General features: G+C 70.7%; 2 protein-coding genes. Both read left to right on the forward strand.

Annotation, left to right across the window (positions count from 1 at the left end):
* Positions 1-31 precede the first annotated feature (31 nt).
* The gene (locus Q664_RS05950; protein ID WP_152621938.1) at positions 32-8,584 is read left to right on the forward strand and encodes a non-ribosomal peptide synthetase; all 8,553 of its coding nucleotides are present in this window, start codon (positions 32-34) and stop codon (positions 8,582-8,584) included.
* Positions 8,577-21,275, forward strand: a complete 12,699-nt coding sequence (locus Q664_RS05955; protein ID WP_052517727.1) for a hybrid non-ribosomal peptide synthetase/type I polyketide synthase — start codon at positions 8,577-8,579, stop codon at positions 21,273-21,275. Before Q664_RS05950 ends, Q664_RS05955 begins: the two co-directional genes overlap by 8 nt.
* The last annotated feature ends 2 nt before the right edge of the window (positions 21,276-21,277 follow it).

Genomic DNA, 21,277 nt, shown 5'->3' on the forward strand with positions numbered 1-21,277 from the left:
CACGCCGGACGAGCCCGGCGGAGACATCGCGATGCGCCCCCCCCAGAGTGAGCCTGCGACCCTCGTGGATTTGGTGGAGGCGCGCGCCTCCGTAGCGCCGGATCAGCGGCTGTACACCTTCCTGGAGGACTCCGAGGGCGACGAGTCCACGATGACGTACGCGCAACTGGATTACCGTGCGCGGCTCATCGCGGCGGAGCTCCAGAAGGTGGCGAAGCCGGGGGACCGGGTGATGATGCTCTACCCACCGGGTCTCGAGTACATCGCCGGATTCTTCGGGTGCCTCTACGCGGGCATGGTGGCGGTGCCGGCCTACCCGCCGGATCCGATGCGGCTGGAGCGGACGCTGCCCCGGCTGCGCGCGATCATCCAGGACGCGCAGGCCTCGGTGGTGCTCACCGTGGCCTTCATCCACGGCATGGGCGAGTTCCTCTTCGAGCAGGCGCCGGATCTGCGCGCTCTGCACTGGATGGCCACGGACGACCTGCCCACGGAGGGGCAGCCGGCGTGGAAGCGGCCGGATCCGCTGCGGCGCGAGTCGCTGGCCTTCCTCCAGTACACCTCGGGCTCCACGGGCACGCCCAAGGGGGTCATGCTCAGCCATGGCAACCTGTTGCATAACCTCGAGTGCATCAGCCGCGCCTTCGGGACGACGAAGGACTCGGTGGGCGTCATCTGGCTGCCGCCGTACCACGACATGGGGCTGATCGGCGGCATCCTCCAGCCGCTGTACCGGGGCTTCCCGGTGGCGCTGTTGTCGCCGCTGACGTTCCTCAAGCAGCCGCGCCGCTGGCTGCAGGCCGTCTCGCGCTTCGGCGCCACGGTGAGTGGTGGGCCCAACTTCGCCTACGACCTGGCCGTGCGGAAGATGACGCCGCAGGAGCGCGCGGAGCTGGACCTGAGCCGCTGGAAGGTGGCCTTCAGTGGCGCCGAGCCGGTGCGCACCGAGACGCTGGAGCGCTTCATGGAGGCCTTCGGGCCCCAGGGCTTCAAGCGCGAGGCCATCTACCCCTGCTACGGCCTGGCCGAGGGCACGCTCATCGCCTCGGGTGGAGACGCCGCGAAGCCGCCGCTGGTGATGTCGCTGCGGGCCTCGGCGCTGGCGCGCAACGAGGTGGTGACGGCGGACACGGCGGACTCGGACGCGCGGCTGATGGTGGGCTGCGGCCAGACGATGCCGGACCAGGAGCTGCTCATCGCGGACCTGGAGAACTCGCGGCGGTGCGCACCGGGCCGGGTGGGTGAAATCTGGGTGCGCGGCCCGAGCGTCGCGCTGGGCTACTGGCAGCGGGACGAGGAGACGCGGCACACCTTCCACGGCCAGTTGAGCGACAGCGGCGAGGGCCCCTGGCTGCGCACGGGAGACCTGGGCTTCCTGCGCGAGGATGGGGAGTTGTTCGTCACCGGCCGGCTCAAGGACCTCATCATCATCCGCGGGCGCAACCACTACCCGCAGGACATCGAGATGACGGTGGAGCAGAGCCACCCGGCGCTGCGTCCGGGGTGCGGCGCGGCCTTCGCCCTGGACGTGGAGGGCGAGGAGCGGCTGGTGATGGTGCAGGAGGTGGATCCGCGCAAGCTGCCGGACCCGCCCGAGTCCCTGGTGGGCATCATCCGCCAGCGCGTGGCGGAGCTGCACGAGCTGCAACTGCACTCGGTGGTGCTCATCGAGCCGGGCTCCATTCCGAAGACGTCCAGCGGGAAGATTCAACGCCGCGCCTGCCGCGCGAGCCTGCTCGCGGGCGAGCTGCGTCCGGTGCTGTCGTGGGAGGAGTCGGCGCAGGAGCCCGTGGTGGCCCAGGCCGCGGCGGCGCCCGTGGTGGCGGACCCGGGCCCGGTGGCGGACGAGAACGTGGAGGCCTGGCTGCTGGAGCGGCTGCCCGCGCTGCTGCGGGTGCGCCGTGAGGAGGTGGACGCCTCGGTGCCCCTCACCCGCATGGGCCTGGACTCGATGGCCTCGGTGGAGATGACGGGGGAGATCGAGCGGGTGTTCGGCGTGAGCCTGCCCATGGAGGCCCTGCTCCAGGGCCCGAGCACGGCCGAGCTGGCGCGCCTCATCGTCGCCCGGCGCGAGGAGTCCTCGGCGCCGCGCATCACCATTGCCCGCCGGGCCTCGGGCGTGGAGCTGCCGCTGTCGTTCGCCCAGCAGCGGCTGTGGTTCCTGGACCAGCTCGAGCCGGGCAACGCCTTCTACAACATCCCCACGGCGCTGCGGCTCGAGGGCACGCTGGACGTGGGGGCCCTGGAGCGGAGCTTCGCCGCGCTCCTGAAGCGCCACGAGTCGCTGCGGACCACGGTGAGCACCGTCGATGGCCGGGCGTCCCAGGTCATCGCCCCGGAGGCGAGCCTGCCCCTGCCGGTGGTGGACCTGTCCGCGCTGCCGGAGTCCGCTCGCCGGGAGGAGGCGCACCGGCTCATCGCCGAGGAGGCGCGCAAGCCGTTCGACCTGGCGCGAGGGCCGCTGCTGCGCGTGACGCTGCTGAAGCTGGGCGAGCGCGAGCACCTGCTGCTGGCGACGATGCACCACATCCTCTCGGATGGCTGGTCCATGGGCGTGCTCGTGCGCGAGCTGGCCCAGGTCTACGAGGCCCTCCAGGCGGGTAGGGCCCCGGCGCTGCCGGAGCTGCCCATCCAGTACGCCGACTACGCGCTGTGGCTGCGCGGGTGGATGCAGGGCGAGGTGCTCGAGTCGCAGCTGTCCTGGTGGCGGAAGTACCTCGCGGGGGCGCCGCCGGTGCTGGAGCTGCCCACGGACAGGCCGCGCGCGGCGGTGCAGACGTACCGGGGCGCGAAGCTGCCGGTGCACCTGCCGCGAGAGCTGGCCGAGGGCCTCGAGGCGCTGAGCCTGCGCGAGGGCGTGACGCCCTTCATGGCGCTGCTGGCGGCCTTCAAGGTGCTGCTGCACCGCTGCTCGGGACAGAGTGACCTGACGGTGGGCACGCCCATCGCGGGCCGCGAGCGCCCGGAGACGCACGGGCTCATCGGCCTGTTCGTCAACACGCTGGTGCTGCGCACGAACCTGGAGGCCGAGCCCACCTTCCGCGAGCTGCTCCAGCGCGTGCGCGAGGGAGCGCTCGGGGCCTATGCCCACCAGGACGTCCCCTTCGAGAAGCTCGTGGACGAGCTCCAGCCGGTGCGAGACCTGAGCCGCACGCCGCTGTTCCAGGCGATGTTCGTGCTGCAGAACGCCCAGGGCGCGCTCCCGGCGATGCCCGGCCTGCGCCTGAGCACCGAGGACACGCACACGGGCACGGCGATGTTCGACCTGCACCTGTCCCTGTCCCGCGAGGAACAGGGGCTGGTTGGCGCGTTCGAGTACAACACCGATCTCTTCGACGCCTCCACCATCACCCGGCTCGGGATGTACCTGACGAACCTGCTGAAGGGCATCGTCGCCGACCCCGGCCAGCGCATCTCCCGTCTGCCGATGCTGCCCGAGGAGGAGCGCAAGCGCGTCCTGGTGGACTGGAACCAGACGGCGCTCCCGCGTCCCCCCGAGGCCCGCCTGCACCTGATGGTCGAGCAGCAGGTGGACCGCACGCCCGATGCCGTGGCCGTCACCTACGAGGGCCAGAGCCTCACCTACCGTCAGCTCGATCAGCGCGCCAACCAGCTCGCCCACCACCTGCTCTCGCTGGGCGTGGGGCCGGAGATTCCCGTCGGCGTCTGCACCGACCGCTCCATCGAGATGGTCGTGGCCCTGCTCGGCATCCTCAAGGCCGGTAGCGCGTACGTGCCCATCGATCCCAGCTATCCCCAGGATCGCCTCGCGTACATGCTCCAGGACTCCAACGTGCGCGTGCTGCTCACCCAGCAGCATCTCGTGGAGCGGCTGCCCGCCTCTTCGGCGACGCGCATGTGCCTGGATTCCCAGTGGAGCCAGATCGCCGCGCACGGCGACGCGCGGCCCCAGGTTCCGGTCCACGCCCAGGGCCTCGCGTACATCATCTATACGTCCGGCTCCACCGGCCGCCCCAAGGGCGCCATGAACTTCCACCAGGCCATCTGCAACCGCCTGCTCTGGATGCAGGAGGCCTATGGCCTCGGTGCCCAGGACTCCGTCCTGCAGAAGACCCCGTTCAGCTTCGACGTGTCCGTCTGGGAGTTCTTCTGGACCCTCATGACGGGTGCGCGGCTCGTGGTCGCGAAGCCCGGTGGCCACCAGGATGCCGCCTACCTGGTGGACCTCATCCAGCGCGAGCGCATCACCACGCTGCACTTCGTGCCCTCCATGCTCCAGGTGTTCCTGGAGCAGCCGGGCGTGGAGCAGTGCCGTGGCCTGAAGCGCGTCATCTGCAGCGGTGAGGCCCTCGCCGTGGAGCACGTGGAGCGCTTCCACTCCAAGCTGAAGGCCGGGCTGCACAACCTCTACGGCCCCACCGAGGCCGCCGTCGACGTGACGTTCTGGGAGTGCAAGCCGGGCGACAAGCGCCGCTCCATTCCCATCGGCCGCCCTGTCTCCAACACACAGATGTACGTGCTGGATGGCCAGATGAACCCGGTGCCGGTGGGCGTGGCCGGTGAGCTGTACATCGGCGGCGTGCAGCCGGCCCGCGGCTACTGGAACCGGCCCGAGCTGACGGCCGAGAAATTCGTCCCGGACCCGTACACCTCCGAGCCCGGCGCGCGCCTGTACCGCACCGGAGACCTCGCCCGGTTCCTGTCCAGCGGTGAGATCGAGTACCTGGGCCGCATCGACAACCAGGTGAAGGTGCGCGGCTTCCGCATCGAGCTGGGGGAGATCGAATCCGCCCTGCTCCAGCACCCGGCCCTCAAGGAGGCCGTGGTGGTGGCCCGCGAGGACTCTCCGGGCGACAAGCGCCTCGTGGCGTACTTCGTGGCGGCCGGCCAGGAGCCCACGCGCGACGAGCTGCGTGCGCACCTCGGGAAGCTGCTCCCCGAGTACATGGTGCCGATGGCCTTCGTGCCCCTGGCGGCCATGCCCCTGTCTCCCAACGGCAAGCTCGACCGCAAGCTGCTCCCCGCGCCCCAGTTCGCCCGCCCGGAGCGCGCCTACGTCGCGCCGGAGACGCACGAGGAGAAGGTGCTCGCCACCCTCTTCGCCCAGGTGCTCGGCCTGGAGCAGGTGGGCGCCGAGGACAACTTCTTCGAGCTGGGCGGTGACTCCATCCGCAGCATCCCCGTCGTCGCCCGCGCCGGTCAGCAGGGGCTGCGCTTCAGCGTGGCGCAGCTCTTCCAGAACCCCACGCCGCGGGCACTGGCTCGCGCGCTGGGCCAGGAGACCGCGCGTCACGAGCAGACCCCGCGCACCTCGCCCTTCAGCCTGGTGTCCGAGCAGGACCGGCGCCTGCTGCCCGAGGGCCTCGAGGACGCCTTTCCCATGAGCTCGCTCCAGCTCGGCATGGTGTTCCACGCCGAGCTGAACCCGGAGAAGGCCGTCTACCTCAACGTCAACTACGTCCGGCTCAAGGGCCGCTTCGAGCGCGGAGCCATGGAGCAGGCGCTGGCGGACATCACCGCCCGGCACGCCATCCTCCGCACCAGCTACGCGCTGACCGGCTACTCCGAGCCGTTCCAGCTCATCCACCGCGCCGCCTGGCTCCCGCTCACCGTGAAGGATCTGCGCGGCCAGGGCGCGGAGCAGCAGGAGTCCGTGCTCTCGGCCCACTACGCCGCCGAGCACCAGCAGCGCTTCGACCTGACGCGGCCTCCGCTGCTGCGCTGCACGGCGCACCTGCTCTCCGAGGACACCTTCGAGTTCGGGTGGACCGAGCACCACGTCATCGGCGACGGCTGGAGCATCAACTCCCTCATCGCCGAGCTCTTCGAGCACTACCTGGCGCACCTGGAGGGCAAGCCGCCCGCCGTGGCGCCGCTGCCGGAGCAGTCCTTCCGCGACTTCATCGTCATGGAGCGCGAGGCCATGCGCGGTGAGGCCACCCGGGCCTTCTGGGCCGGCCAGGTGAAGGGGCTCGTCCCCGGCGCGCTCACGCGCTGGCCGCACCCCGCCGAGAACCGTCCGGCGTCCGCCTTCCACCAGCAGCGCGTCCGCATCTCCTCCGAGCTCTCCGAATCGCTCAAGCAGGTGGCCCGCCGCGCGGGGGTCCCCATCAAGACGGTGCTGCTCGCCGCGCACGTCCGGGTGATGGGCCAGCTCGCCGCCCAGCGGGACGTCGTCACCGGCCTCGTGTGCAACGGGCGCCCGGAGACGGCGGACGGAGATCAGGTGAAGGGCCTGTTCCTCAACACCCTGCCCTTCCGGATGCAGTTGGAGCCGGGCCGCAGCTGGATGGAGCTCGTCCAGGAGACCTTCCGCCACGAGCGCGACCTGCTCCCGCACCGCCGCTTCCCGCTCAGCGAGGTGCAGCGCGCCGCGCCCGGCGTGCAGCTCTTCGAGACGATGTTCGACTTCACCCACTTCCACATGTACCGCAAGGTCATGGACCGGGGCGGGCTGGAGCTGCTCGGCTCGAGTGAGTTCGCTCGCACCAACTTCGCCCTCGCGGTGGAGGCGGGCCTCGACTTCGTCACCTCGGACGTGCGGGTGCAGCTCTACTACGACCCGAGCGACCTGCCGGATGCGCAGATGGAGGCGCTCGCGGGCCACTACGCCGCGGCGCTCGAGCAGCTCGCCCGCGACCCCTCGGTCCGCCACGACGCCCAGCCGCTCCTGCCGGAAGCCGAGCGCAAGCGCGTGCTGGTGGAGTGGAACCAGACGGCCCTGCCTCGTCCCGCCGAGGCCCGCCTGCACCTGATGGTCGAGCAGCAGGTGGACCGCACACCGGATGCCCTCGCCGTCACGTACGAGGGCCAGAGCCTCACCTACCGGGAGCTCGATCAGCGCGCCAACCAGCTCGCCCACCACCTGCTCTCGCTGGGTGTCGGGCCCGAGGTTCCGGTGGGCGTCTGCACTGACCGCTCCATCGAGATGGTCGTGGCCCTGCTCGGCATCCTCAAGGCCGGTGGCGCCTACGTGCCGCTCGACCCGGGCTACCCGCAGGACCGCCTCGCGTACATGCTCCAGGACTCGAGCGTGCGCGTGCTGCTCACCCAGCAGCACCTCGTGGAGCGGCTGCCCGCCTCCGCCGCCACGCGCGTGTGCCTCGACTCGCAGTGGAACCAGATCGCGGCGCACAGCAGCGCCCGGCCCCAGGTCCCGGTCGAGGCCCAGGGCCTCGCGTACATCATCTACACCTCGGGCTCCACGGGCCGTCCCAAGGGCGCGATGAACTTCCATCAGGCCATCTGCAACCGCCTGCTCTGGATGCAGGAGGCCTACGGCCTGGGGACGCAGGACTCCGTCCTTCAGAAGACGCCGTTCAGCTTCGACGTGTCCGTCTGGGAGTTCTTCTGGACCCTGATGACCGGCGCCCGCCTCGTGGTGGCGAAGCCCGGTGGGCATCAGGACCCGGGCTACCTGGTGGACCTCATCCAGCGTGAGCGCATCACCACGCTGCACTTCGTGCCCTCCATGCTCCAGGTCTTCATGGAGCAGTCGGGCGTGGAGCAGTGCCGTGGTCTGAAGCGCGTCATCTGCAGCGGCGAGGCGCTCGGAGCCGAGCTGGTGGAGCGCTTCCACGGCAAGCTGGGCGCGGAGCTGCACAACCTCTACGGCCCCACCGAGGCCGCCGTGGACGTGACGTTCTTCCAGTGCAAGCCGGGCGACAAGCGCCGCTCCATCCCCATCGGCCGGCCTGTCTCCAATACGCAGATGTACGTGCTGGACGGCAACATGCATCCGGTGCCCGTGGGTGTCGCGGGCGAGCTCTTCATCGGCGGCGTGCAGCCGGCCCGTGGCTACTGGAACCGGCCCGAGCTGACGGCCGAGAAGTTCATCCCAGACCCGTACTCCAGCCAGCCCGGCGCGCGCCTGTACCGCACCGGAGACCTCGCCCGGTTCCTGCCGGACGGGGAGATCGATTACCTGGGCCGCATCGACAACCAGGTGAAGATCCGCGGCTTCCGCATCGAGCTGGGAGAGATCGAATCGGCCCTGCTGCAACACCCCGCCCTCAAGGAAACCGTGGTCGTCGCCCGGGAGGATGTCCCGGGTGACAAGCGGCTGGTCGCCTACTACGTGGCAACCGGGCAGGCGCCCTCGCTGGAGGAACTGCGCGCCCACCTGGGCCAGCGGCTCCCCGAGCACATGGTGCCCGCGGCCTTCGTGCCCTTGGAGGTCATGCCGCTCTCCCCCAACGGCAAGCTGGACCGCAAGGCGCTGCCTGCCCCGGAGGGACTGCGCCTCCAGTCCGATACGCCCTTCGTGGAGCCCCGGACCGAGCTGGAGCGCAACCTCGCGCGTCTGTGGCAGGAGGTGCTCGGCGTGGCGAAGGTCGGGGTCGACGACCGATTCTTCGACGTCGGTGGCAACTCGCTCCTGCTCGTCCGGGCGCATGGTCGGCTGCGAGCCGAGCTGGGCCTTGAAATCACCCTGACCGAACTCTTCAAATACCCGTCCATCAGCGCGCTCGCGGCGTACCTCGCCGGACGCACGACCGAGCCAGACTTGCGACAGGGGAGTCAGGAGCGCGCTGATAATCGCAGGACGCTGCTCGAGCAGAGACGGCGTGTACGTAGAGCAGGCCGCGCCGAGCAGGCTACCGAGGAAACGCCGGATGAGTGACGACGCCGTGTCCGAGCAGTTCGAAACCATTGCCATCGTTGGCATGACGGGCCGCTTCCCCGGGGCCCGCGACCTGGAGACCTTCTGGCGCAATCTCTGTGAGGGCGTGGAGGCCCGCGCCTCCTTCTCCGACGAGGAGCTGGAGGCCGCTGGCGTGGACCCGGCCCTGCGTGCCCGGCCCGGCTACGTGCGAGCTGGCTTCCCGCTCGAGAGCCCCGAGCTCTTCGACGCGGGCTTCTTCGGCTTCAACCCGCGCGAGGCCGAGCTGCTCGACCCGCAGCACCGCCTCTTCCTGGAGTGCGCGTGGGAGGCGCTGGAGCGCGCCGGTTATGACGCCGAGCGCCACCGTGGCTCCATCGCCGTCTTCGCCAGCTCCAGCATCAGCAGCTACCTGCTCTACAACCTGATGTCGCAGCCGGACGTGGTGCGCTCCGCCGGGCCGTATGCCCTGCTGCTCGCCAACGACAAGGACTTCCTGGCCACGCGCGTCTCGCACAAGCTCAACCTGCGCGGGCCCAGCATCAGCGTGCAGACGGCCTGCTCCAGCTCGCTCGTGGCCGTGCACCTGGCCTGCCAGAGCCTGCTGTCCGGCGAGTCGGACATGGCCATGGCCGGGGGTGTCTCCATCGGCTTCCCCCAGCGCGCCGGCTACATGTTCCAGGAGGGCTCCATCCTCTCGCCCGATGGGCACTGCCGCGCCTTCGACGCCCAGGGCCAGGGCACCGTGGCGGGCTCGGGCGTGGGCATCGTCGTCCTCAAGCGCATGTCCGACGCGCTCAAGGACGGAGACTTCATCCACGCCGTCATCCGCGGCTCGGCCCTCAACAACGACGGCTCGGGCAAGGTGGGCTACACCGCGCCCAGCGTGGACGGACAGGCCGCCGCCATCTCCGAGGCGCTCGCCGTCGCCAACGTGAGCGCCAGCAGCATCCAGTACGTCGAGGCCCATGGCACCGGCACCCGTCTGGGTGACCCCATCGAGATCGCCGGCCTCACCCAGGCCTTCAAGGATCAGGACGCCGGCCCGGCCTCCTGCGCCATCGGCTCGGTGAAGACGAACATCGGCCACCTGGACGCGGCGGCCGGCGTGACGGGCCTCATCAAGGCGGCGCTCGCCCTGCAGCACCGGCAGATGCCGCCCAGCCTCCACTTCCGCGAGCCCAACCCCGGGCTCGGCCTGGAGCGCTCGCCCTTCTACGTCAACACCGCCCTGCGCGAGTGGCCCGCCAGCGAGGAGCCCCGGCGCGCCGGTGTGAGCTCCTTCGGCATCGGCGGCACCAACGCCCACGCCATCCTCGAGGAGGCGCCCCAGGTGGCGCGCACCCCGAGCGCCCGGCCCTGGCAGTTGCTGGTGCTCTCGGCCCGCTCGGCCAACGCGCTGGAGCAGGCCACCGGCCGGCTCGCGGAGCACCTGTCGCGCCACCCGGAGCTGGAGCTGGCCGATGTGGCCTTCACCCTCCAGGCGGGACGTCAGCGCTTCACCCACCGCCGCGCCGTGGTGTGCCGCGGCCTCGACGACGCCCGGGCCGTGCTCTCCGGCCAGCACCCCCAGCGCCTGCTCACCCAGGTGCAGGAGGCCACCGAGCGCCCCGTCACCTTCCTCTTCCCGGGCCAGGGCTCGCAGCACGTGGGCATGGCGCGTGGCCTGTACGCCACCGAGTCCGTGTTCCGCCAGAACCTGGACGCCTGCTGCAAGAAGCTCCAGCCCCTGCTCGGCATGGATCTGCTGGAGCTCCTCCATGCGCCCGAGGAGCGCGCGGCCGAGGCCACCGAGCGCCTCCAGCAGACCGGTTTCGCCCAGCCCGCCCTCTTCGCCATCGAGTACGCGCTGGCCCGGCAGTGGATGGCCCTCGGCGTCAAGCCGCAGGCCCTCATCGGCCACAGCCTCGGCGAGTACGTCGCGGCCTGCATCGCGGGTGTGCTCTCTCTGGACGATGCGCTCGCGCTGGTGGCGGCGCGCGGCAAGCTCATGCAGTCGCTGCCCGGCGGCACCATGCTCTCCGTGGCCCTGCCCGAGCAGCAGGTGCTGCCGCTGCTCGGCGAGCGTCTGTCGCTGGCCGCCGTCAACGCGCCCTCGCTGTGCGTCGTCTCCGGCCCCACGGACGCCATCGAGGCCCTGGAGGCCCGCCTCGCGCCCCTGGGCGTGGAGCACCGCCGGCTGCGCACCTCGCATGCCTTCCACTCGGCGATGATGGACCCCATCCTCGCCCCCTTCACCGAGCGCGTGAAGCAGGTGAAGCTGTCCGCGCCGAAGATTCCCTTCATCTCCAACCTCACCGGCACGTGGATTACGGCCGAGCAGGCGACGGATCCGCGCTACTGGACCGAGCACCTGCGCCGGGCGGTACGCTTCGGCGAGGGCGTCACCACGCTGCTGGCCTCGAAGGAGGCACTGCTGCTCGAGGTGGGGCCCGGACAGGCGCTGGGCATGCTGGTGCGCCAGGCCGGACCGGCCGCGGTGGGCCGCACGGTGCTCTCCACGCTGCCGCGCGCGAAGGACGAGCAGACGGACAACGCCGCCTTCCTGGAGACGCTGGGCCGCCTGTGGCTCGCGGGTGTCCAGGTGGACTGGACGAAGCTCCACGCGCCCGAGCGCCGGCAGCGGTTGCCGCTGCCCACCTACCCCTTCCAGCGCCAGCGCTACTTCATCGAGCAGCGTCGGATGCAGGGCGGCACCTGGACCGAGCCCGCACGTGAGCGGGGCCAGGAGGACGCGCAGGTACAGCCGTCCGCGCCCGTGGCGAAGACGTCCAACCGCCACCAGCGGCCGGACCTGGCCAACGCCTACGAGGCACCGCGCGGTGACACCGAGCGGGCCCTGGCCACGCTGTGGGAGGAGATGCTCGGCATCGAGGGCATCGGCATCCACGACAACTTCTTCGAGCTGGGTGGCCACTCGCTGCTGGCCACGCAGATCGCCTCGCGCCTGCGCACCCTCTTCCAGGCGGACGTGCCGCTGCGCGAGCTGCTCGAGCACCCCACCGTCGCGGGACTGGCCGCGAAGGTCGACGCCGCCCGTGGCACGGCCCAGGCGCGTCCGGCCGATGTCATGGCGCGCATCTCGCGCGAGGGCGAGCTGCCCGTCTCGTTCGCCCAGCAGCGGCTGTGGTTCCTCGACCAGCTCGAGCCCGGCAGCCCCCTGTACAACATCCCCTCGGCGATGCAGCTCGAGGGCGCGCTGGACGTGGCCGCGCTCGAGCGCGCCATGGCCGAGCTGGTGCGCCGTCACGAGTCGCTGCGCACCACCTTCGTGTCGCGCAACGGTGAGCCGGGCGCGGCCATCGTCCCCTCGCTGGAGCTGCCGCTCGAGCAGGTGGACCTGAGCGCGCTGCCAGAGCAGGAGCGTGGGGCGGAGACGCGCCGTCAGATTCAGCAGGAGGCGCTGCGGCCCTTCGACCTGTCCAGGGGCCCGCTGCTGCGCGCGAAGCTGTTGCGGCTGGCGGAGCGGGAGCACGTGCTCGTGCTCGTCATGCACCACATCGTCTCGGACGGCTGGTCCCTGGGTGTGCTGGTGCAAGAGGTGGCCGCGCTCTACGAGGCCTTCTCCCAGGGCAAGCCCTCGCCGCTGCCGGAACTGGCGGTGCAGTACCTGGACTTCGCGGCCTGGCAGCGCGAGCACCTCCAGGGCCCGGCGCTCGAGCAGCAACTGGCGTGGTGGTGCCAGCAGCTCGAGGGCGTGCCGCACATCCTGGAGCTGCCCACGGACAAGCCCCGTCCCCCGGCGCAGAGCTACCGGGGCTCCCACGTCACGCACCTGATGCCGCGTGAGCTGGCCGAGGCCGTCCGGACGCTCGGGCAGAAGGAGGGTGCCACGACCTTCATGGTGCTGCTGGCGGCCTTCCAGGCGCTGCTGCACCGCTACTCGGGGCAGGAGGACTTCGCCGTGGGTTCGCCCATCGCGGGCCGCACCCGTCCCGAAAGCGAGGGCCTCATCGGCCTGTTCGTCAACACGCTGGTGCTGCGCGCGAAGCCGGCGGCCCACCTGAGCTTCCGCGAGCTGCTGGCCCAGGTGCGCGAGTCCACCCTGGGGGCCTTCGCCCACCAGGACCTGCCCTCCGACAAGCTGGTGGAGGCGCTGCGCCCCGAGCGTGACCTGAGCCGTCCCCCGCTCTTCCAGGTGCTGTTCGCCGTGCAGAACACGCCCATGCCCGAGCTGCACACGCCGGGCCTGGTGCTGCGCAACCTGGAGGTGGCGAACCAGACGTGCCAGTTCGACCTGCACCTGGAGGTCTACGAGACGTCCCAGGGCCTGAGCCTGCTGCTCATGTACAACACCGACCTGTACGAGCAGGAGACGGTGAAGCGGCTGCTGGGACACCTGCGCACGCTGCTGGAGGAGGCCATCTCCCGGCCCGAGCAGCGCATCGCCGAGCTGCCCCTGCTCACCGCCCAGGAGCGCCAGCAGCTCCTGGTGGAGTGGAACGACAACCGCATCCCCTTCGCCTCCCGCGAGGCGACGCTCCCCGGGCTCTTCCGCGCCCAGGTGGAGCGCAGCCCGGACGCCGAGGCCCTGTACTTCGAGGGCCACTCCGTCACCTACCGTGAGCTGGGACGGCGCACCCGCGCGCTCGCGCACCAACTGCGCCGCCTCGGCGTGGGGCCGGAGCAGCGCGTGGGCATCTGCATGGAGCGCTCGCTGGAGATGCCGCTGGCGCTCATGGCCATCCTGGAGGCGGGCGGCGCCTACGTGCCGTTGGATCCGCGCCTGCCCCCCGAGCGCCTCGCCTTCATCGTGGAGAACTCGGGCGTGTGCGCGGTGGTGGTGCAGCCGCACCTGACGCCCACCTGGACGAGCGTGCCCGCCGTCTCACTGCCCGCGGGCTGGACGCCGCCGCAGGAGACGCTCGAGCCGCTGCCGCTCACCCTCACCCCGGCCTCGCTGGCCTACGTCATCTACACCTCCGGCTCCACGGGCCAGCCCAAGGGCGTGCTCATGACGCACCGGGGTGTGACGAACTACCTGGCGTGGATGGAGCACCACCACGGCATTGGCGTGGGTGACGCCGTCCTCCAGTTCACCTCGTTCGCCTTCGACGTGTCCGTGTGGGAGTTCTTCGGCGCGCTCAGCGCTGGCGCGCGGCTCGTCATCCCCGCGCCCGGCGAGCACCAGGACGCGCGGCGGCTGGCGCAGCTCATGCGCGAGCAGCGCATCACCCACCTCGAGACGGTTCCCACCATGCTCGAGGCGCTGCTGGAGCAGCCGGACTTCCTCGCGAGCTCGCACCTGAAGCACGTCTTCTCCGGCGGCGAGGTACTGCCGTGGCAGACGGCGGCCCGCTTCTATGCGCGGATGAACGGCACCACGCTGCACAACTGCTACGGGCCCACCGAGACCACGGTGGACACGCTGCACTGGAAGTGCCTGAAGGACGCGCCGGAGCGGGCGCTGCCCATTGGCCGGCCGTTGAACAACCAGCGGGCGTACGTGCTGGACGGGCTGTGGCAGCCGGTGCCGGTGGGCGTGCCCGGCGAGCTGTTCATCGCCGGTGTGGCCCTGGCACGCGGCTACCTGGGACAGCCGGCGCTGAGCGCGGAGCGGTTCCTCCCGGATGCCTTCCAGCCCGACGTGCCCGGCGCGCGCATGTACGCCACGGGTGACCGGGTGCGCTGGCGTCCCGAGGGCGTGCTCGAGTTCATCGACCGCCTGGACACGCAGGTGAAGCTGCGCGGCCTGCGCATCGAGCTGGGAGAAATCGAGTCCGTGCTGCGGCAGCAGCCCGGCGTACGCGAGGCGGCGGTGGTGGTGCGCGAGGACGCGCCCGGCCACAAGCGGCTGGTGGCGTACCTGGTACCCGCGACGGGTGCGGCGGCGCCCTCGGTGGAGACGCTGCGCGAGGCGCTCTCGGGGCGGCTGCCCGAGTACATGGTGCCCTCGGCGTTCGTCGCGCTGGAGGCCCTGCCGCTCAACGCCAACGGCAAGGTGGACCGCAAGGCCCTGCCGGCCCCGGAGCCGCTCGCGGACGAGCGCGAGCACGTGGCGCCCCGCACGCCGGTGGAGGAGAAGCTGGCCGCCATCTGGTCCGAGGTGCTGCACGTGGAGCCCGTGGGCATCCACGACGACTTCTTCGAGCTGGGTGGGCACTCGCTGCTGGCCACGCAGGTCAGCTCGCGCATCGCCGCGCAGTTCGGCGTGGAGCTGCCGCTGCGCGAGCTGTTCCTCGCCCCCACGCTGGCGGACCTGGCCGAGCGGCTGGAGCTGGCCCTGCGCTCCGGACGCCGGGCCCTGCCTCCGCCCCTGCGCGCCCTGCCGCGCGGCGAGGAGCCACCGCTCTCCTTCGCCCAGCAGCGCCTGTGGTTCCTGGATCAGCTGGAGCCGGGCAGCCCGCTCTACAACATCGCCATGGCCGTGCGCATGGAGGGCACGGTCGACGTCCCCACGCTCGAGCGGAGCCTGGTGGAGCTGCTGCGCCGTCACGAGGCGCTGCGCACCGTCTTCCCCGCGAAGGGTGGCCAGCCGATGCAGGTCATCACCGGCGCGCCGGCCATGCCGCTGCGCCGCGTGGACCTGAAGCACCTGCCGGAAGCCGGACGCATGGACGAGGCGCGGCGGCAAGCGCTGGAAGAGGCCCAGCGGCCGTTCGACCTGGGCCAGGGGCCCCTGCTGCGCGCCACGCTGCTGGCCCTGGGCGAGCGCGAGCACGTGCTGCTGCTGACCATGCACCACATCGTCTCGGACGACTGGTCCATGGCGGTGCTCATCCAGGAGGCGGCGGTCATCTACGAGGCCTTCCTCGCGGGCCGGCCCTCGCCCCTGCCCGAGCCAGCGGTGCAGTACGTGGACTTCGCGGCCTGGCAGCGCGGCTGGCTCCAGGGCGAGGTGCTCGAGCAGCAACTGGCCTGGTGGCGCGAGCAGCTCCAGGGCGCGCCGCGCTCGTTGGAGCTGCCCACGGACAGGCCTCGGCCCGCCGTGCAGACCTCGCGCGGAGCACACCAGACGGTGGTGATGCCCCGTGCGCTGATGGAGGGCGTTCAGGCGCTGAGCCAGCGCGAGGGCGCCACGCCGTACATGGTGCTGCTCTCGGCGTACCAGACGCTGCTGCACCGGCTGTCCGGGCAGTTGGACCTGAGCGTGGGAAGCCCCATCGCCGGCCGCAATCACGCCGAGGTGGAGCGGCTGGTGGGTTGCTTCGTCAACACGCTGGTGCTGCGCACCCGCCTGAAGCCGGAGCAGACGTTCCGCGAGCTGCTGGGACAGGTGCGTGAGGTGGTGCTGGAGGGCCTGGCCCACCAGGACGTGCCCTTCGAGCGGCTCGTGGAGGAGCTGCGTCCGGAGCGCGATCCGAGCCGCTCTCCGCTCTTCCAGGTGATGTTCGTGCTGCAGAACGTCCCCATGGCGGAGCTGGCGCTGCCGGGCCTGGCGATGAGCCCGCTGGAGGGCACGTTCGCCCCCACGGCCAAGTTCGACCTGACGCTCACCTTCACCGAGACGCCACAGGGCCTGCACACCCTGCTCGAGTACAACACCGACCTGTTCGACCACGGCACCGCCACGCGGATCCTCCAGCAGATGCGCACGCTGCTCGAGGGAATCGTGGCCCACCCGGAGCAGCAGCTGCGTCACCTGCCGCTGCTCACCGAGGCCGAGCGCCGCCAGCTCCTCGTGGACTGGAACGCCACCCGCGTGGACTACCCGCGCGACGCCACCATTCCCGCCCTCTTCGAGGCCCAGGCCGAGCGCACCCCGGACTCCATCGCCATCGAGTACCAGGGCCAGACGCTCACCTACCGGGAGCTCAACCAGCGCGCCAACCAGCTCGCCCACCACCTGCGTGCCTTCGGCGTGGGGCCCGAGTCGCGCGTGGGCCTGTGCCTGGAACGCTCGCTGGAGCTCGTCGTCGGCATCCTCGGCATCCTCAAGGCCGGCGCCGCCTACGTCCCGATCGACCCGTCCTATCCGGCCGATCGCCTGACCTTCATGCTCCAGGACACGGGCGTGATGGTCATCGTCACCCAGGAGAGCCTGGCCGACGAGCTGCCCGCCCAGGGTGCTCTCTTCGTCTGCCTGGATACCGATTGGGACCAGGTCGCGGTGCAGCCCGAGGACAACGTCGCCTCCGGTGTCACCGCGGAGAACGTGGCCTACGTCATGTACACCTCCGGCTCCACGGGCCGGCCCAAGGGTGTCTGCGTGCCCCACCGCGCCGTGGTGCGCCTGGTGAAGGGCAGCACCTTCATCGACATGGGGCCCCAGGAGGTCTTCCTCCAGTTGGCGCCCATCTCCTTCGACGCCTCCACCCTGGAGCTGTGGGGCTCGCTGCTGCACGGCGCGAAGCTCGTGGTCTACCCCGCTGGCACGCCCTCGCTCGAGGAGCTGGGCGCCACGTTGGCGAGCTCCAGCATCAGCACGCTCTGGCTGACCGCGGCGCTCTTCGAGCAGATGCAGGCCACCCAGGCCCAGTCGCTGCGCAGCGTGCGTCAGCTCCTGGCGGGCGGCGATGTGTTGCCCGTGGTGCGCGTGAAGGAGCGGCTCGCCCAGGGTGGAATCGTGGTCAACGGCTACGGCCCCACGGAGAACACCACCTTCACCTGCTGCTACCCCATGCGGGAGCTCGGGCAGGTCGGCCACTCCGTCTCCATCGGCAAGCCCATCGCCAACACCCAGGTGTACCTGCTGGATGCGTCCATGCAGCCGGTGCCCGTGGGCGTCATGGGTGAGCTGTACACCGGTGGTGACGGCCTCGCCGTCGGCTACCTCAACCAGCCCGAGCTGACGGCCGAGAAGTTCGTCCCGCATCCGTTCAGCACCGAGCCCGGTGCCCGCCTGTACCGCACGGGCGATCTCGCTCGTTACCTGCCGGACGGCCGCATCGAGTTCTTCGGCCGCCGCGATGCCCAGGTGAAGGTGCGTGGCTTCCGCATCGAGCTGGGTGAAATCGAGACCGTGCTCACCCAGCACTCCCAGGTGCGTGAGGCCGTCGTGGTGGTGCGCGAGGACGTCCCGGGCGACAAGCGCCTGGTGGCCTACGTCACCGCCAGGGACGACGCTCCGGACACCACGGCCCTCCGTGCCTGGATGAAGGAGCGGCTGCCCGAGTACATGGTGCCTCCGGCCTACGTGGTGCTGGAGACCCTGCCGCTCTCGCCCAACGGCAAGGTGGACCGCAAGGCCCTGCCCGCCCCGGACGGCGCGCGCTCGGACGAGGCCACCTTCGAGCCGCCGCGCACCGACACCGAGGTGAAGCTGGCCGACATCTGGCGCTCGTTGCTGGGCCTGGAGCGCGTGGGCCTCAACGACGACTTCTTCGAGTTGGGTGGCCACTCGCTGCTCGCCACGCAGGTGGTGGTGCGCATCCGCGAGGCCTTCCAGACGGAGCTGGCCCTGCGCGAGCTGTTCGACACGCCCACGCTGGCCGGACTGTCCTCGCGCATCGACGCGTCGCGCGGCACGAGCCCCATGTCCCAGACCCCGGCGCTGCAACGGGTGTCGCGCGAGGGGCAGTTGCCGCTCTCGTTCGCCCAGCAGCGCATGTGGTTCCTCGAGCAGCTCCAGCCGGGCAGCGCCTTCTACAACATCCCCGTGACGGTGCGGATGGAGGGGCAGCTCGACGTCGCGGCCCTGGAGCGGAGCTTCGAGGAGCTGGTCCAGCGTCACGAGTCGCTGCGCACCGTGTTCCGTGAGGAGCAGGGCCAGCCCGTGCAGGTGATCGCCCCCGAGGCCCGGCTGCCGCTGTCGGTGGTGGACCTGCGGGAGCTGCCCGCCGGGGAGCGCGAGGCCGAGGTCCGCCGCCAGGTGGAAGCCGAGGTCCGCCGCCCGTTCGACCTGAAGACGGGCCCGCTGCTGCGGCCCCTGCTGCTGCGGCAGGACGAGCAGCTCCACGTGCTGATGCTGACCATGCACCACGTCGTCTCGGACGGCTGGTCCATGGGTGTGCTGGTGCGCGAGATGGCGGCGCTCTACGAGGCCCATGTCCAGGGCAAGCCCTCGCCGCTGCCCGAGCTGCCCGTGCAGTACGCGGACTACGCGGCCTGGCAGCGCGACTGGCTCCAGGGTGAGGTGCTGACCCAGCAGCTCGACCACTGGCGCCAGCAGCTCACCGGGGCTCCGCAGGCCCTGACGTTGCCCACCGACAAGCCCCGGCCCACGGTGATGACCTCCAACGGCGCCAGCCTGACGGCGCAGTTGCCCTTCGAGCTCTCCAAGGCCCTCGAGGCCCTGGGGCACGATGAGGGGGCCACGCCCTTCATGGTGCTCCTGGCGGCCTTCCAGGTGCTGCTCTCCCGCTACTCGGGGCAGGACGACATCAGCGTTGGCTCGCCCATCGCCGGCCGCGCCCGGAGCGAGGTGGAGGGCCTCATCGGCTTCTTCGTCAACACGCTGGTGCTGCGCTCGCGCATCTCGCCCCAGCGGAGCTTCCGGGAGCTGCTCGCCCAGGTGAAGGAGACGACGCTGGGCGCCTACGCGCACCAGGACGTGCCGTTCGAGAAGCTCGTCGAGGAGCTGAAGCCCGAGCGCGACCAGAGCCGCTCGCCGCTCTTCCAGGTGATGTTCGGCCTGCAGAACGCGCCCCTGCCGGAGCTGAAGCTCCCCGGCCTGAAGCTTCAGGCCATCGAGCCCGAGAGCCAGACCTCGAAGTTCGACCTGACGCTGTCCGCCGGTGAAACGCCCTCCGGGTTCTCGCTGTGGCTGGAGTACAACACCGACCTGTACGAGGCCTCCACGGCCCGGCGCATGCTTGAGCACCTGCGGGTGCTGCTGGAGGGCATCGTCGCCGCTCCGGACCTCCAGCTCCGCGATCTGCCCCTGCTCAGTGGGGCGGAGCGCCAGCGCGTGCTGGTCGATTGGAACCAGACCCACACGGACTTCCCGCGCCAGCACAACATCCACTCGCTCTTCGAGGACCGCGCCCGCCTCCACCCCGAGGCCATTGCCCTCGAGTTCGGCGACACCCAGCTCAGCTACCGGGAGCTGGACACGCGCGCCAACCAGCTCGCCCACGTCCTGGCCTCCAAGGGCGTTCGCTCCGGTGACCTCGTGGGCATCTGCGTCGAGCGATCCGCCGACCTCGTCGTCGGCCTGCTCGGCATCCTCAAGGCCGGTGCCGCCTACGTCCCGCTCGACCCGTCCTATCCCCAGCAGCGTCTGACGTTCATGCTGGAGGACACGCAGGCCCGCGTCGTCGTGGCCCAGCGCCACCTCGTGCCGTCCCTGCCCCTGGGCGAGCGCTCCGTGGTCCGCCTCGATGAGGATCTGCACCTCATCCAGCAGCAGCCCCCGCAGCCGCTCTCCCTGACCATCGACTCGATGCAGGCCGCGTACGTCATCTACACCTCGGGCTCCACTGGCAAGCCCAAGGGCGTGTGCGTCCCCCATCAGGCCGTCGTGAGGCTGGTGCGCAACACCAACTTCATCGAGCTGAAGGAGACGGACCGCGTGGGTCAGGCCTCCAACGCCTCGTTCGACGCGGCCACCTTCGAGCTGTGGGGCGCGCTGCTCAATGGCGCCCGCGTGGTCGGTGTTCCCAAGGACATCGCCCTCGAGGCCAAGGCCCTGGGCGAGCACCTGGAGCGCACGCGCATCAACGTGCTGTTCGTCACCACCGCCCTCTTCAACCAGGTGGCCCGCGAGCGCCCCCAGTCCTTCTCCGTCCTCCGTCAGCTGCACTTCGGTGGCGAGGCCTCCGATCCCAAGTGGGTGCGCGAGGTCCTCCAGAAGGGCGCCCCGGGCAAGCTGCTGCACGTGTACGGCCCCACCGAGAGCACCACCTTCGCCACCTGGCACCTCGTGAAACAGGCCCCGGAAGGCTCCACCACCATTCCCATCGGTGGCGCGCTGTCCAACACGACGCTCTACGTGCTCGACCGCCATGGGCAGCCGGTGCCCGTGGGCGTGCCCGGTGAGCTGTACATCGGCGGCGAGGGCCTCGCCTGGGGCTACCTGCACCGCCCCGAGCTGACGGCCGAGAAGTTCGTCCCCAACCCCTTCTCCACCCAGCCCGGAGAGCGGCTCTACCGTACGGGCGACGTCGTCCGGTGGCTGCCCGAGGGGAGCCTCGAGTTCGTGGGCCGTGTGGACGCACAGGTGAAGGTGCGCGGCTTCCGCATCGAGCTGGGCGAGGTCGAGTCCACGCTCGTGGGTCACCCCGGCGTGGGCGAGGCCGTGGTCATGGTCCGTGAGGACACTCCGGGCGACAAGCGCCTGGTGGGCTACGTGGTGGCTCGCGAGGGCCAGGGCCTCGAGGTGGCCGAGCTCAAGGGCTACCTCAAGGACAAGCTGCCGGACTACATGGTCCCGGCCGCCCTGGTGAAGCTCGACAAGCTTCCGCTCAACCCCAACGGCAAGGTGGACCGCAAGGCCCTGCCCGTGCCGGACCAGGCGCAGTCGAGCCAGGAGTACGTGGCCCCGCGCAACGACACCGAGCGCATGCTCACGGAGCTGTGGGCCGAGGTGCTCGGCGTGCCGCGCGTGGGCATCCACGACAACTTCTTCGACCTGGGTGGCCACTCGCTGCTGGCCACGCAGGCCCTTTCCCGCATCCGCTCCACCTTCCAGGTCGAGCTGCCCCTGCGGGACTTCTTCGGGGAGCCCACCGTCGCCAACATCGCGGTGAAGATCCTCAACGAACAGGCTTCGCAGGTGGATACCGCGGAGCTGGAACGCATGATGGCCGAGCTCGAGCAGCTCTCTGGCGAAGAGGCGGAAGCCCTCCTCTCGAACGCCCAGCCCGACGATTCAAACAAGAAGGTCTCCTGAAA

This window comes from Archangium violaceum Cb vi76 (assembly GCF_000733295.1).
In the GTDB taxonomy this organism is placed as follows: Bacteria; Myxococcota; Myxococcia; order Myxococcales; family Myxococcaceae; genus Archangium; species Archangium violaceum.

Excerpts from the sequence above, each read along its gene's own strand:
- Q664_RS05950 (WP_152621938.1), top strand. The coding sequence starts at position 32 with ATGCGCCCCCCCCAGAGTGAGCCTGCGACCCTCGTGGATTTGGTGGAG.
- Q664_RS05955 (WP_052517727.1), top strand. The coding sequence starts at position 8,577 with ATGAGTGACGACGCCGTGTCCGAGCAGTTCGAAACCATTGCCATCGTT.